At 41.7% G+C, this 14,383-nt stretch carries 15 protein-coding genes; all 15 read left to right on the top strand.

Translation table 11 applies throughout. The features are described 5' to 3' along the window. Positions 1 to 122: 122 nt before the first annotated feature. The 15 genes from RT717_RS21140 (at position 123) to asnB (ending at position 14,361) form a co-directional block, all read left to right on the top strand. The gene (locus tag RT717_RS21140) at positions 123 to 1,439 is read left to right on the top strand and encodes a hypothetical protein (RefSeq protein ID WP_317488343.1); all 1,317 of its coding nucleotides are present in this window, start codon (positions 123 to 125) and stop codon (positions 1,437 to 1,439) included. After that, positions 1,439 to 2,263: an ABC transporter permease gene (locus RT717_RS21135; RefSeq protein WP_317488342.1), complete on the top strand. Its 825-nt coding sequence runs from the start codon at positions 1,439 to 1,441 to the stop codon at positions 2,261 to 2,263. The genes RT717_RS21140 and RT717_RS21135 overlap by 1 nt, the downstream gene beginning before the upstream one ends. Before the next feature lie 6 nt (positions 2,264 to 2,269). Continuing rightward, entirely contained in the window at positions 2,270 to 3,520 is a 1,251-nt protein-coding gene (locus RT717_RS21130) for an ABC transporter ATP-binding protein (protein WP_317488341.1), read from the top strand. Further along, positions 3,521 to 4,228: a class I SAM-dependent methyltransferase gene (locus RT717_RS21125; protein WP_317488340.1), complete on the top strand. Its 708-nt coding sequence runs from the start codon at positions 3,521 to 3,523 to the stop codon at positions 4,226 to 4,228. Next, positions 4,225 to 5,061 carry a glycosyltransferase family 8 protein gene (locus RT717_RS21120; RefSeq protein WP_317488339.1) on the top strand — a complete coding sequence of 279 codons (837 nt, stop codon included), beginning with the start codon at positions 4,225 to 4,227 and terminating at the stop codon, positions 5,059 to 5,061. The genes RT717_RS21125 and RT717_RS21120 overlap by 4 nt, the downstream gene beginning before the upstream one ends. After that, positions 5,061 to 6,047 (top strand): glycosyltransferase family 2 protein, encoded by a 987-nt coding sequence (locus tag RT717_RS21115; RefSeq protein WP_317488338.1) that lies wholly within the window; start codon positions 5,061 to 5,063, stop codon positions 6,045 to 6,047. The genes RT717_RS21120 and RT717_RS21115 overlap by 1 nt, the downstream gene beginning before the upstream one ends. Further along, the gene (locus tag RT717_RS21110) at positions 6,044 to 6,970 is read left to right on the top strand and encodes a glycosyltransferase family 2 protein (protein WP_317488337.1); all 927 of its coding nucleotides are present in this window, start codon (positions 6,044 to 6,046) and stop codon (positions 6,968 to 6,970) included. Before RT717_RS21115 ends, RT717_RS21110 begins: the two co-directional genes overlap by 4 nt. Next, complete coding sequence (locus tag RT717_RS21105; RefSeq protein ID WP_317488336.1) at positions 6,967 to 8,109, top strand: glycosyltransferase family 4 protein; 1,143 nt, start codon at positions 6,967 to 6,969, stop codon at positions 8,107 to 8,109. The genes RT717_RS21110 and RT717_RS21105 overlap by 4 nt, the downstream gene beginning before the upstream one ends. A gap of 128 nt (positions 8,110 to 8,237) precedes the next feature. Then, positions 8,238 to 8,999 carry an FkbM family methyltransferase gene (locus tag RT717_RS21100; protein ID WP_317488335.1) on the top strand — a complete coding sequence of 254 codons (762 nt, stop codon included), beginning with the start codon at positions 8,238 to 8,240 and terminating at the stop codon, positions 8,997 to 8,999. Positions 9,000 to 9,001: 2 nt separating this feature from the next. Further along, positions 9,002 to 9,229 (top strand): glycosyltransferase family 2 protein, encoded by a 228-nt coding sequence (locus RT717_RS28555; RefSeq protein WP_394854102.1) that lies wholly within the window; start codon positions 9,002 to 9,004, stop codon positions 9,227 to 9,229. Then, positions 9,210 to 9,902, top strand: a complete 693-nt coding sequence (locus tag RT717_RS21095) for a glycosyltransferase (RefSeq protein ID WP_317488334.1) — start codon at positions 9,210 to 9,212, stop codon at positions 9,900 to 9,902. Before RT717_RS28555 ends, RT717_RS21095 begins: the two co-directional genes overlap by 20 nt. 6 nt (positions 9,903 to 9,908) lie before the next feature. Continuing rightward, positions 9,909 to 10,865: a polysaccharide biosynthesis protein gene (locus RT717_RS21090; RefSeq protein ID WP_317488333.1), complete on the top strand. Its 957-nt coding sequence runs from the start codon at positions 9,909 to 9,911 to the stop codon at positions 10,863 to 10,865. Continuing rightward, positions 10,862 to 11,542, top strand: coding sequence for a nucleotidyltransferase family protein (locus RT717_RS21085; RefSeq protein WP_317488332.1), 681 nt, complete (start codon positions 10,862 to 10,864; stop codon positions 11,540 to 11,542). The genes RT717_RS21090 and RT717_RS21085 overlap by 4 nt, the downstream gene beginning before the upstream one ends. Beyond that, positions 11,539 to 12,450 (top strand): class I SAM-dependent methyltransferase, encoded by a 912-nt coding sequence (locus RT717_RS21080; protein ID WP_317488331.1) that lies wholly within the window; start codon positions 11,539 to 11,541, stop codon positions 12,448 to 12,450. Before RT717_RS21085 ends, RT717_RS21080 begins: the two co-directional genes overlap by 4 nt. 51 nt (positions 12,451 to 12,501) lie before the next feature. Then, positions 12,502 to 14,361, top strand: a complete 1,860-nt coding sequence (gene asnB, locus RT717_RS21075; protein WP_317488330.1) for an asparagine synthase (glutamine-hydrolyzing) — start codon at positions 12,502 to 12,504, stop codon at positions 14,359 to 14,361. The last annotated feature ends 22 nt before the right edge of the window (positions 14,362 to 14,383 follow it).

Genomic DNA, 14,383 nt, shown 5'->3' with positions numbered 1-14,383 from the left:
TTATGATAAAACTGTGCTTATCCCCAATTGACAGTTATTCGTCGAAATGCTGCCTTAACAGGTGGCTACGAAGCGCAGGTGTTCCGATATAATTAGTAATTTGCGACCTGTATTTAACTTTTATGGGCCTCCAAGACCTTATTGTCACACCTATTTACCTCCTCCTCTTGTATGCTCTTGCCTACTGGATCAGGCCAAAAGTGACTAATAGTGACACCCGCAAGTATTTCATTCCCGGCTTGACTGTCAAGTTTGTTGGGGCGATAGCTTTGGGGTTTGTGTATCAGTTTTATTATGGGGGAGGGGATACAATGAATTACTATAATTGGGGTGCCAAAATAGTTTGGGAGGCATTTCTCGATTCCCCGACAAAAGCGATTAGCTTGATAACTGCAGGTGCTGAGTACCCGGCGGACGCTTTTCAATATGCATCAAGGATTATCTTTTTTGGTGATTTGCCTTCTTACAGTATTGTACGAGTGGCGGGTTTGCTGGCCATTTTTACGCTTAACTCCTATTATGCGATTTCTCTGTGCTTTGCGGCTATCAGCTTTTCCGGCACTTGGGCGCTTTTTTATGCACTGGATAAATATAGTCCATGGATAGGCAAATGGACTGCGCTGGCGGTGCTTTTCATCCCATCAGTCTTTTTTTGGGGATCCGGAATTTTGAAGGACACACTCACGTTTGCCAGCTTGGGTTTTTTTATTTATTCACTGCTTGAGATTGTGAAATGGAAAAGAGTGACACTGCTTAATTTCATCATTTTGTTAGGATCGACTTATGTGCTTTACCATATCAAGATTTATATAGCGCTTAGTCTTATTCCTGGCGCTGTGTTATTTATATACTTTTTTTATTTTTCACGGGCGGTCAAAAGTACAGTAATGAGGATACTTTTGACACCAATTCTCATTGTGGGCGTGCTTTACAGTATGTATTTTGCCGCACTTAAGCTTGGCGAGGACAACAGAAAATATTCTCTAGATTCGATGATTGAAACAGCCAGGGTATCAGCAGAGTGGCTCTACTATGTAAGCCAAGTGGAAGGAGGGTCGGGGTATAGCCTGGGTGACGACGACTTTAGTCCTCCCGGCCTCGTAAGGAAATTTGTTCCGGGTGTTTGGGTGTCTCTTTTTCGTCCTTATATATGGGAAGTTCGAAATCCTGTAATGCTGCTGACGGCTATCGAGAGCCTTGTTTTATTTGGCTTTTTTAGTTTCGCTTTTTTCAAAGTAGGAGTCATTTCTTTCTTCAGTGAAATATTCAGAGACCCCTTAATTTCTTTTTTTTTCGTGTTCACAATGGTTTTTTGCTTCGCAATAGGTGTGTCAACTTTTAATTTTGGATCATTGGCCAGATACAGGATTCCAGTTATGCCATTGTTCGCATACAGTATTTTCGTCATATACTTCAAACGTAAAAGAGCTGTGAGGTAATGGATAAAAGAAAACTCACATTAATCGTTAGTAGTCGACCGTGGTGGAAGGTAAACTTTAGAGAGTTGCTTGATTACAGAGATCTTTTCCTAGTTCTGACCTACAAGGATCTCAGGGTTAGATATGCGCAGACATTTCTCGGACTTGCATGGGTGGTTGTTCAGCCAATTGTGACCCTATTTATTTTCACGTTAATTTTTGGAAAGGCAATTAATGTTGACACAGGAGGGGTGCCCTATCCGATTTTTGCATTGGCGGCCATGAGTGCGTGGAGTTATTTTGCTTTTGTGATGGCACAAAGCGGGGGTTCCATTATTGGAGCACAGGAAATGGTAAAGAAGATTTATTTTCCCAGGCTTGTCCTGCCGCTCAGCAAAGCAATAGTTGGTTTGATTGACTTTGTGGTCGCCTTAGTGTTATTGGGTGTTTTGATGTTATACTATCAACAGCCATTCAGTAGCAATGTGGGCTTTGTATTTATATTTATGTTATTGAACTTTTTTTGCTCGCTGGCAATGGGAATCTGGCTAAGTGCACTTACAATAAGATTTCGAGATTTTCAGCATGTAGTTCCATTTATGGTGCAGATTGGGCTGTACGCTACTCCTATTGCCTATCCCTCATCTATAGTGCCGGACATATGGCAGCCATATTATTATTTAAACCCTATGGCGGGAATTGTGGAGGGGATGAGGTGGAGTTTGATAGGAGTGGGTGAATTGAGCTATTATAGCTATTTCTCTTTTGGGGTTACGATGTTCTTGTTTGTTACAGGAGTGCTCTATTTTCACCGAACAGAAAGAATCATAGCTGATATTGTGTAGTTAAAGATGAACAGAGCTATAGAGGTTGAGGCGGTTTCCAAAAGATATGAACTCGGGCAACAAAAGGCTGGTTCGATGGGGGAAAGCCTGAGAAATATTTTCAAGAGGAGCGGTGCCAGAGAGGACACAGAGTTTTGGGCGCTGAAGGATTTAAGCTTTCAAGTGAATGAAGGAGAGGCTGTAGGCATCATTGGCAGAAATGGTGCTGGAAAAAGTACTTTATTAAAGATACTCAGTAGAATTACCTACCCGACCAGCGGCAGCATTAAAATATTTGGCAGGGTGTCGTCATTGTTGGAGGTAGGGACTGGATTTCATCCCGAGCTTTCGGGAAGGGAAAATATCTACTTGAATGGCACTATACTTGGAATGAGGCGGACAGAGGTAAAAGCTAAATTCGATGAAATTGTTGAGTTTAGTGGTGTCAGTAAGTTCATAGACACACCTATCAAACACTACAGCAGTGGAATGAAGGTTAGGCTCGCTTTTGCCGTAGCCGCTCATCTGGAGCCGGAAATATTGATTATTGATGAGGTTTTAGCAGTGGGAGACTTCGACTTCCAGAAGAAGTGTCTCGGAAAGATGCAACAGGTGGCTGGAGAAGGTAGAACTGTTCTATTTGTCAGCCATAACATGGAGGCGGTGCAAAAGCTAACGTCCTCGTGTGCCTATCTGGTTGAGGGAAGACTTGACTACATGGCAGACACTAAAAGTGTGATTAGTAAATATTTGCTTCAATCCAACAACGATTCGAATAATAGGTACCTCAATACAGCAGGATTTGGCGGAATGTACGTGAGGGAAATCTTGGTTGTAAACGACAATGATACGGTTGGTCATCGTTGGGGTAGTGAACTTACGATTGAATTTGATATTGTTGTCAATGAATCGATCAAGGGTGCTTGCTTTTCATTCCAGATTGTAAATGCCAACAATGTCAATGTTGGATATTATTGGCTTTACGCTTCGGACTATGATTTTGGTGCACGTGAAGGGCAAGTCAAAATCAAATGTGTTATTCCAAAGGCCAAACTTTTTGAAGGCCAGTACTGGATTACGACTTGGTTAAGCGATAGAAGTGGCTTGAAATTAATCGAAAATCTTGATAGGATTTGTTCCTTTGAGTTTTCTATCAGTAACATCGTTCATGATGAGTATCCTTGGGCGCAAGGCAATGCAACATATCTGGACGATGCGAACTGGCTCGTTGGTGAGTCATCGCCCATAGAAATAAAAATGCCTAAGGTGAGGCAGTAAATGGTCAAAGAATCAACCATGCAAAAGTCTCCGGAAAGATACATCAAGCCTTTGGTCTCCCTGAAAGTTGAAGAATTTTTCTCATTTCTCGAACCTGTCGACAATGGACGTCAGGTGTTGGATGCTGGATGCGGCGAACAACCGTTTAGGCAGCTTATTGAAAAGAAAGGAATGGTCTACAACAGCCTCGATGTTGCGCAAAACAGAAGTCGAAATGTCGATTATCTGGCAGCTATAGACAAGCCTCTTCCCGATGAGGTTCCACTCAATCAATTTGATGTGATTTTGTGCACTGAGGTTTTGGAACATGTAGCTAACTGGGAACAGGCTTTTGAAAACTTTCAGAAATTACTGCGGCCTGGTGGAGTCATGATAATAACAACCCCTTTCTTTTACTTCTTGCACGAAGAGCCCTTTGACTATTGGAGGCCCACACCATTTGCACTAGAACATTTTGCTCAACGGCATTCGCTTCGGGTTTCTGATGTGCAAAAGCTAGGGACCGGGTGGGATGTTTTAGGTACCTTTCTTGAAGTCAGCTTTATGGAACGGACACAAAATGCTGGAGTTTTTGGAGCTTTTGTTTTTAAATTAACTAGGTTTTTCCTTTCAAAAGTTAGAGGATATTTGGTGCAGGGTAGGCTTCAAAATATTTCATCGCTTCAGTCTCCATTTTTTCATTCGGTTTTTGTAGTGCTTCAAAAATGAAAAGCCAAATATCCATTTGTTGTGCAGTAGATGTCTCCTATACTTTCCATCTGGCTACGATGCTTTTCTCGCTATTTCATCACAACCAAGACGAGGAATTTGAAATTTATTTACTTCATTCTGGCCTTAGCAGCCAGGAAGTAGCGCCTATTAATAGGATTGTAACTAGTTTTTCCAATCGATTACACTTAATTCTGGTTGATGATCAAGTATTAAAAAAGGCACCTGTTTTTGGCCATATTAGTATTGCAACGTATTTCAGACTAATGGTTCCGAACCTCTTGCCAAAAGGTTTAAGTCGTGTTCTATATCTTGACAGCGATATTTTGGTGTTAGTCAAGGTTAGAAGGATATGGGAACTCGAGTTAGGAGACCATCTGCTTGCAGCGGTCAAGGATGGGGAAGGTACCTTGTACAACTATTTGGGGTTACGGGAAGATGAGCCCTACTTTAATGCTGGTGTACTCGTGATTGATTTGGAGGGGTGGAGAAATGAAGCGATTGCAGAGAAGGCATATAAATTTCTTGTCGATAATCCGGAAAAGATAAAATATTGGGATCAAGATGCTTTAAACTTCGTTTTAAGAGATAGGTGGAAGGAAATGGAATCTGAGTGGAATTTCATTTGGCGAGAAGGTCTGAGAGAGGCAAATTCCTTAGGTAGAATCATTCATTTTATTGGTGAACATAAACCCTGGAATTACTATTGCAACCACCCCATGAAAGGCCTTTATCATAGCTACCGGAAGAAAGCCGGTCTGCCTCCAATTAAGTTCGTGCAGGAGAGTTTGACTTTTCGGACGAAAGCCTTCCTTAAAAATTTAATTAAGTAATGAGTCGACCCAAAATCACTATAGTTACGCCTTCCTTTAATCAAGCGCAATTTCTTGAGCAAACGATCTGCTCAGTTCTTGATCAGAAGTATTCAAACATCGAGTATCTTATTATCGACGGTGGTAGCACCGATGGTTCTGTTGAAATTATAAAAAAGTATGAGAGGCATCTGACTTATTGGGAGAGCATAAAAGATAGGGGGCAAAGTCATGCAATAAATAAGGGCCTGCGTATGGCAACAGGGGATGTTTTTAATTGGCTTAACTCTGATGACTATTACTCGCCTGATGCACTAAACATTATCGCTATGAACTTTGGCGATCCCCGTGTACAAGCTGTTTTGGGGCGCTCTCGAATTTTTGAGCACCCCGATAGAACGATAAAAATTTCAACAGGAACTGACGTCTATCCAGAGAATCTAGCCAAAACTGTAGGGTGGGCAAGAATTGACCAACCCGAAACTTTTTTCAGACTCTCAGCCTACCGAAAGATTGGTGTTTTGAATGAGAGTCTACACTTTTTAATGGATAAAGAATGGTGGATTCGGTATTTGGTCAACTTTGGGCTTGGCCATACTGTAACTGTTCCTGATGTTTTGGTCAACTTCAGGCAACACTCACTTTCGAAAACGATGAGTCAGCAAGCTGGTTTCGAGCAAGAGTTGATTCGCATAACTAGCTCTCTGGGTGTAGCTTGCGCCTACCCAAATATTCATCAGATGTTTGAAATAGATCAACCTGTCATTTCTTATTGCTTTACTGATGTTCAGAAGGAGCAACTGAGAGCTGCAGTCAGTTATGCAATGCTTTTTTTGGCCGAATACTTTTATTATCACCGCAATGACAGTAGGAAGGCAAAACTTTTTCTCGGCAATTTGGAACAATCAGACTTATTCCCTGAGGACTTAAGATTGCATCATAAATTACAAGTAAGGGTCAATTTTTTGCCATCCTATTTAAGGAGATTCTACCATAAATTTTCATGACTACTTCAGTTATTGTCCCGACGTACAACGGTTGCCACAAGTTGGAGACTATTCTTTCGTCTCTTGAAAGTCAGAGTATACAAGACTTCGAAACCGTAGTTGTAGTTGATGGATCGACCGATGATACCATAAGGTTTCTGAGCAGCAGACAGACTTGTTTGAAGGAGATAAAAATTATTGAACAGCCAAATAAGGGTCGGGCAGGGGCGAGAAATTCTGGAGCCAATAATGCCAAAGGGGATATCCTTATATTTTTTGACGATGACATGAAATTGGATCCAGCGTGTATTGCGTCGCACCTACATCATCAAAGCTCAGTTGCCATGTCAATAGCTGGTGGCAGGCAAATTTTGTTTAGGCAAAAAGGCGACTCTATTTTTCATCAATACCGGTGCCATATTTCAGAAAAATGGGAGCAACCTCTGCTTGGGCTACAAGGTGCTGTGAATAGTGTTCAGCCTTTTTTTACGGCCGCAAATTTTTCAGTTCCTCAAACCCTTTTTCAAAGACTTGGTGGATTTAATGAGGCGCTTACAGATGCAGAAGATCAGGAAATGGCTATTCGGGCTGATCAAAATGGAATAGCCATATTCTTTCTTTCTCATGCGGTAGCTTTCCATAATGACGAATTGTCAATCAGAAACTACATTAAGAGGTTGCGTCAGTATCAGCGTGCGCATTTATCCCTATCTGAAGTTTTTGGGGTAGGAAAGGACGTTGTCTACCCGAATGGTGATGATGATGCTCTTGAATCTTTGAGCTTTTTTAAAGCAACAGTGTATCAAATTTTTGGGTGGCCGTGTTTCTTAAGAACTGCCGAAAAAGAATGCTTTATGAAGGTCATGCCTGCTGCGGTTAGACATAAGTTTTTTGACTTGGTAACAACATCAAACGTAGTGTATTATCCAGAGAACCAGCTGTGAAGAGATTTCGAATAATATATATAGTTTCGAGGGTAAATTCAGCTAGGCAATTTGAGTTGGTTGCTGATGGCGTTAGAAACCTGGGAGTTGAAATCGAGTTTATTTTATTGAATAGCAAGGTCACCCCATTGGAAACGTACCTCAAAAAGCGAGGCTTCGGTGTTACTCGGCTCCCGCTGTCAGGAAGGCTTTCTTTACTTTATATTTTTCTAGCTCTTTTTGGTATTCTACTAGTTAAGCGACCTAGAATTATTCATACGCATCTATTTGAAGCAAACCTTACAGGACTTTTTGCAGGCTGGATAGCAGGAGTTCCCACCAGAATTCACACCCGGCATCATTCCATCATCCATCATCAGTCCTTTCCTGGGGCAGTTAAATGGGATAAATTATGCAATTGGCTTTCGACACATGTCGTGGCACCCTCTCAGGTAATTGCCGATGTATTGACAAGAGATGAGCGCCTGAACTCCTCGAAAGTTCAAATTGTCCACCATGGTTTCGATCTCACGTCCTTTAATTTAGTCTGCGAGGAAAGAGTTGAGTCTGTTAGAGAGAAGCATAATATCCCCAAGAGTAAATTACCAGTTGTTGGATGCATAGCAAGATACACTGAGTGGAAAGGAGTTCAGTTTGTTATCTTGGCTTTTCAAAAAACATTACAAAAATATCCAGACGCCCTGCTTGTGTTATGCAATGCTCGGGGTGACTACGCTTCCGTAATAACGGAACACTTGTCAAAGCTGCCTTCTTTCGCCTATAGGGAAGTTTTGTTTGAGGAAGATATTGAAGCGTTGTACCAATGCTTCAATATTTTTGTCCATGTACCTACTGGGGAAAAGGAGGAGGCATTCGGGCAAATATATATCGAAGCAATGGCCGCTGAAATTCCTTCAGTTTTGACAATATCAGGCATTGCCAACGAGTTTGTCAGGCATGGCGAAAATGCTTTTGTGGTGGACTATAAAGATGAAAAAGCCATAGCGGAGGCAGTCGACTTTTTGTTATCGAACCCAAAGCAAGCAAAAAAGCTTGCATCGAATGCTAGAAAAGACGTTAACTCAAAGTTTTCAATAGAGAGCATGAATTTGCAGTTGATGAAACTATATTTTGGAGAACACAATAAAACGAAACTGTGAAGAGCTTTTTTGTAAACTTGCTTCATTTAACGATTCGAGCTCTTCGCCTAGAGAGCTTCGTATATATGTTGAGTAAAATCTGGTCGCCATTGTGGAAATTAATTCCACCACCTTCATTTTATAATGGAATGAAAAAGGAAATCGTTGTTAGAGACGGCGTTAGATTTCTCATCGACAGGAGTGACTATATGCAATGGCATATTTTGGTCGGTCTGCCGGATAACTCTTGGAAAACTGCTGCCAAAAAAATAGAGAGATTCGATCGCTATTCAACTATCCATGTATTCGATGTTGGAGCCAATAGCGGTGCCTTTGCCCTTAAATTGGCAGCTTGTTTCTCAGACAGTTATTGTGACAATATATCTATACATGCTTTCGAACCCAATCCTAAGATGTTAAAAGTGTTGCGAGACAACTGTAAGTTGAATCCTATGTTAGAAAGGATGATATGTATACATCCTTATGGATTAGGGGCGTCTAATTCAATGCTGCCTTTTTCGTTTTCAAAAGATAACTCAGGCGCTGGTAGATTTGACGAAAAAGGTACCGAAAATGTAGTTAGCCTCACAGTAAAAACGTTGGACGAAGTCTGTGATAATATTGAGGTTAATAGTCTAACTTTTCTTAAGCTAGATGTCGAGGGCTTCGAGCCCGAAGTCCTCAAAGGCGCCAGGAAGACGATCCTTAGATTTAAACCCGCAATTTATATTGAAATGACAGATAAGTGGTTCCAACAAAGAGGGAGCTCATGTAAACAAATTTTGGAGTATTTTTGGGAATTGGGCTATCAGATATCAGTGGATAATGAAAAGAACCTCACTCCAATAAATAGAAATGACCTACACGAATTAGAATCGATGTTTCAATATAATATACTTGCAGATATATAAAAATGGAACAATCCCCTTTTTTTTCAATAGTGATTCCTAGTTACAATAGAGCTGAATTTATACTCCCAACCCTCGAGTCTGTTTTTTCGCAGACGTTTAGTTCTTTTGAAATTATAGTCGTAGACAACGCATCCACAGACAATACCGAAGAAGTTTTGAAGCCGCTCATCGACGCTGGTAAGATCAATTTTATTGCGCACGATAAAAATTATGAGAAGGGCAAAATCTAGGAACACTGGAATGAGATTTGCAAAGGGAGAGTACCTCACTTTTCTTGATTCGGATGACTTCATGTTACCTGATAATTTATCCGATGCTTATCAATATATTCAAAATCACTCGAAGGCTTATTTGTTTCATAACTTGTATCAGTTAGTTGATCAGGATAATACGGTACTATACCAATATCAATTTCTGCCGATCAAGAATCCTTTGGATACTATCGCACGGGGAAATTTCTTATCCTGTATCGGAGTATTTCTGCATTCAAAAATCTACAAAACGATTTATTGGGATGAACATCCGCTTCTGACAGGGTCTGAGGACTATGATTACTGGTTAAGAGTGATAGTAAAGTACCCAAATGTAGGACGTATTCCGAAAATCAATAGCAATATTTTGCATCATGGCACTCGCACTATCAACAACCAAGACGCTGTGCAGGCGCAGGCTAGATTCGACTACATGATCGAGAAATACCGGAATGACAGGGAGTTTATTGCCGCTTATAAGCACAGGTTGAATACAATAAAGGCAACACTATGGCTGTTTCTTGCAGGGCTGCACCTAAACGCAGGTGATAAACTGCAAGTGCTAAAATGGTTAAAAAATGCTTTCTTTGCTGATGCTTACACGTTAAAAAGAAGAGAGTTTTATAGCCTCGTTGCAGGGATAATAAGGTAGAGTTACATGAGCCAGAAACAAACAGTATTGATTACCGGGGGCACGGGTTTTTTAGGGAGAGAGTTGGGTCAGAAATTGAAAGACCGTTATCAGGTGATCCTTGGTGCACGAAACAACAAGCAGAATCACCTCATCAAGCAATTAACAGGTTGCGAAGTGACCCCTCTTGATATAACCAATATCGAATCGGTAAGAGATGCCGTTGTGGCCTACCAACCTGAAATTATCATCCATGCGGCTGCTACGAAGTTTGTCGATCTGTCAGAGAAATTCCCTATGGAATGTATTGACGTAAATGTTGTAGGCTCGCAAAATATTGCTCGTGTAGCGATGGATAAGGGTGTGAAAACTGTGATTGGTATCTCGACAGATAAGGCAAGCCCGCCGGTGCGAAATACTTATGGAATGAGCAAAGCAATTATGGAACGTATGTTTTGCTCCTCCAATGACAAGAGCGAGACCAAGTTTACCTGTGTGAGGTATGGTAATGTTGCCTGGTCTACTGGCTCAGTACTACCAATTTGGAAAAAAATGCACGCAGAAACAGGAGTTATTGGTACAACAGGGCCGGAAATGAGGCGCTTTTTTTTTACAGTGGACGATGCAGTGGCGTTGGTAATTGTCGCAATGAATCATATTGATGAAGTTGCCGGCATGGTACTTTCAAGAGAAATGAAAGCGGCCCAAATTCAAGATATTCTAACAACTTGGACCAAGCTCTATGGGGGGCGTTTTGAACGAATCGAGGGTCGGCCGGGCGAGCGTATGGATGAATTCTTAATCGGTGAGCTTGAACTTCCTTACACTAGGGAAATCTTCTACGATAAGGTTCGACATTTTTTGATTTCATTTAATGAGAAGGTCGAAACCCCTGTTTCTGTTGGGCTGTCCTCCGAAAATGCGTCTAAATTAACAGAACAAGAAATTGCTGAACTCATTTCAAATCGACCTAGTTTCGAATGAAGAGTATTGACCATGCCTTAATCATGGCAGCGGGAAGAGGTGTGCGAATGATGCCGCTCACAGAGTCGATCCCAAAACCAATGGCTCCCTACAATGGAAGCACATTAATAGCAAACGGCATTCGCAAACTCCGTCCTCACATCAAGAATGTACATATTACTGTTGGCTATAAAGGAGCTGTTCTGGCTGAACACGTCATTTCTCTTGGTGTCGATTCGGTACTAAACACAGAAGGGAATGGGAATGTATGGTGGCTATTCAATACACTTATGAGGTATCTGGATGCCCCGGTGTGCATCTTGACGGCGGACAACGTGACTGATATTGATTTTGACATTTTAGCTAAAGAATACTTTCACTTGGGTGAACCTGCTTGTATGGTAGTTCCGGTTGAGCCGGTAGTAGGACTTGAAGGTGATTTCATCCATCAGAAAGAAAATTTGGTTCTTGAGTTAAGTCGCCATAAGTCATCTTCGACATATTGTTCGGGTATACAAGTGCTTAACCCCGCATTGATCAATCGACTTGTAGAGCCTGTCGACGACTTCTATGCCCTTTGGTCCCAACTGATTGAACAGAAGAGGCTTTATTGCTCTGACATTTATCCAAGTCAATGGTATACTGTGGACACAATAGATCAGTTGAAGGCTCTCAACGAAAGAAAATCAAAGGAATGATAGAATTCAGTAAAAATCCAATCAAAATTGAAGAGAATGGTATTCTAAAATTTGTTGAAAACGATAACTATACAGCCTCTTTTGGTTATCAGTGGAATAAGTTTCAAAAAACTCAATTAGACCGATTTGGTAATGACGTTTATCAAAGTTCTTCTCGCTTGCTAGCCGAAACTGCTTGGGTTGTGGAAACATTAGAAGAAGCCAACATTCTCGAAGTCGGAAGTGGGGCAGGCAGGTTCACCAGGGCGCTCCTTGAAAATACGAAAGCTAATGTCTTTAGTGTTGACTATTCCGCTGCAGTTGAGGTGAATTTTGAGAACAATAGTGTCTATGGCACTCGGCTACATTTGTGTCAAGCGAGTATTTATGAGCTACCTTACAAACCTCAGCAATTTGATAAAGTAATTTGCTTTGGAGTTCTTCAGCACACCCCAGATTTTAAACGGTCAGTTCGCTGCCTGGCAGAAATGGTAAAGAAAGGAGGAGAGCTTGTGGTTGATTTTTACCCAGTAAAAGGCTGGTGGACAAAGATTCATGCCAAATACATTTTTCGCCCACTGACAAAAAGAATGAGTCACCAGTCTCTCTTGGCTCTTCTTGAAAGAAATATTTCCTGGCTAATAAAGCTGTATCAGATTTTTGAAGCGGTTGGTATTGGGAGAGTGGCCAATAGATTCGTTCCAATTTGTGACATAAAGAACACTCTGCCAAAAGGACTTTCGGAACATCAATTGAAAGAGTGGGCTCTACTTGATACCTTCGATATGTTTTCGCCTGTACACGACCACCCTCAAAAAATTGAAACTGTTAAGAAATGGATGGCAGAGGCAGGCTTAAAAGTAACATTTGGGGCATTCATTTCACTTGAAGCTGGTCAGGCCGCAGTTGTGAGGGCCATCAGGACATGATCCGTTAAACGGAATTGCATCAGCGAAGAGGGTTCTTGAAACTTAGATTACATGTGTGGCATTTTTGGAAAATTTATTGAAAGGGGTGTTCTTGACCAAGAAGGCTTCAAGTCCGTCTCAGAAATATTGTCGCACCGTGGCCCCGATGCTGAGGGCTTCTTTTTTTCTCAAGACTGTCGGCTTGGCCTTGGGCACCGCAGATTGAGCGTTATTGATTTAAGAGACGTAGCCAACCAGCCGATGTCAACGCCAGATGGCAACTGGACAATTGTCTACAACGGCGAAGTGTTCAACTACCGAGAAGTGCGGCAGGAACTTTTGGAAGAAGGAGTTGGCCCGTTTAAAACTGACTCAGACACAGAAGTTGTGCTGTTTGCCTGGATGCATTGGGGGCCCTGTGCAGTCGAAAAGTTTAACGGCATGTTTGCCTTTGCCATTTGGGATCAGCGGAATGAAGATTTGTGGTTGTGTCGGGACCGCTTAGGTATTAAACCATTATTTTATAGTTCTGAAGGAGGTCTTTCTTTTGCGTCAGAACTTAAAGGGATCTTTCCGTTACTCACGCAACCTTTGACAAGATCAAACAGGGCTATTGCAGCTTTTTTGCATTTAGGTTTTATCCCCGAACCTGATACAGTGTATGAGCAAATAAGAAAATTTCCGTCAGGTCACTACGGTCGCTATAAAACGGGTGGACGGCTAGAGCTGGTTTCCTATTGGAAACCAGAAGAGAAAATAGGAAACTGGACAGCCTACACTGAAAAGGAAGCTTTGAATGCCGTTGAGAGAGTTATTAGTTCCTCTGTGAAGTATAGAACGATTGCCGACGTCCCCTATGGAACCTTTTTGAGTGGGGGCACAGACTCATCCCTTGTGACTGGTATTGCTGCTAGTCTAACTTCAAAACCACTTCTAACCTTTTCAATAGGGTTTAAAGAAGGGAAGTATGACGAAAGCAAATTTGCTGCCCGGGTTGCTCGGCAATTGGGTACTGAGCATACTGAATTTATTCTCTCAGAAAGGGAGGCGATACCCTTGCTAGAAGACATGCTCCCAACCTTCGACGAACCTTTTGCTGACACGTCAGCAATTCCTACAATGATGGTTTCCAGATTGGCGAGAGAAAAGGCAACAGTCATTCTAACCGGTGACGGTGGGGATGAGCTTTTTATGGGGTATGGGTCATATACTTGGGCACAAAGACTGGGCAATCCGCTAGTGAAGGCAATGGCAGCACCGGCTAAAATGTTGCTGAGCATGGGGTCTTCAAGGTATAAGCGTGTGGCTGGTTTATTCGACCTACAGAATGACGAATTTACCAGAAGCCAAATCTTCTCTCAAGAGCAATACTTCTTTTCCTACAGGGAGTTGAGAGGCTTTTTAATGACAAATGAGCAAGATGATTTTTACAAATATCGTGATCCATTGGGGTTGGTGAGAAAATTATCCGCAGCCGAGTTGCAGGCACTTTTTGATCTAAAGGTTTATCTGAAAGATGATCTTCTCACAAAAGTGGATCGGGCGTCAATGAAATATGGTTTGGAATGCAGAGTGCCGTTGCTTGATTATAGGTTAGTCGAACTGGCGTTGAACTTACCGGAAGAGTTCAAGAAGCGGGGTGAAAGTAAATGGATTTTGAAGAAGATTTTGGAAGGATATCTTCCAAAAGAATTAATTTACAAACCCAAGTGGGGGTTTTCAGTGCCGCTTTCCAGATGGCTAAAAGGTGAACTTAAATATCTCATCGATGAGTATTTGAACGAGTCGGTTGTTAAAGCGGTCGGTGTGGTAGATGCTACTTCGGTTAGAAAAATGATTAAGCGGTTTATTAAAGGCGATGACTATCTCTATAATCGGATATGGGTTCTTATAGTGCTGCACCGCTGGATTGTTGAAAATCAACAATTTTAATTAGTAAGGGCTGGGGTCAATT

The sequence above is a fragment of the Imperialibacter roseus genome, assembly GCF_032999765.1.
Classification (GTDB): Bacteria; Bacteroidota; Bacteroidia; order Cytophagales; family Cyclobacteriaceae; genus Imperialibacter; species Imperialibacter roseus.
Note: the sequence above shows the minus strand (reverse complement) of the source record. Positions and strands in the feature narration are given on the sequence as shown.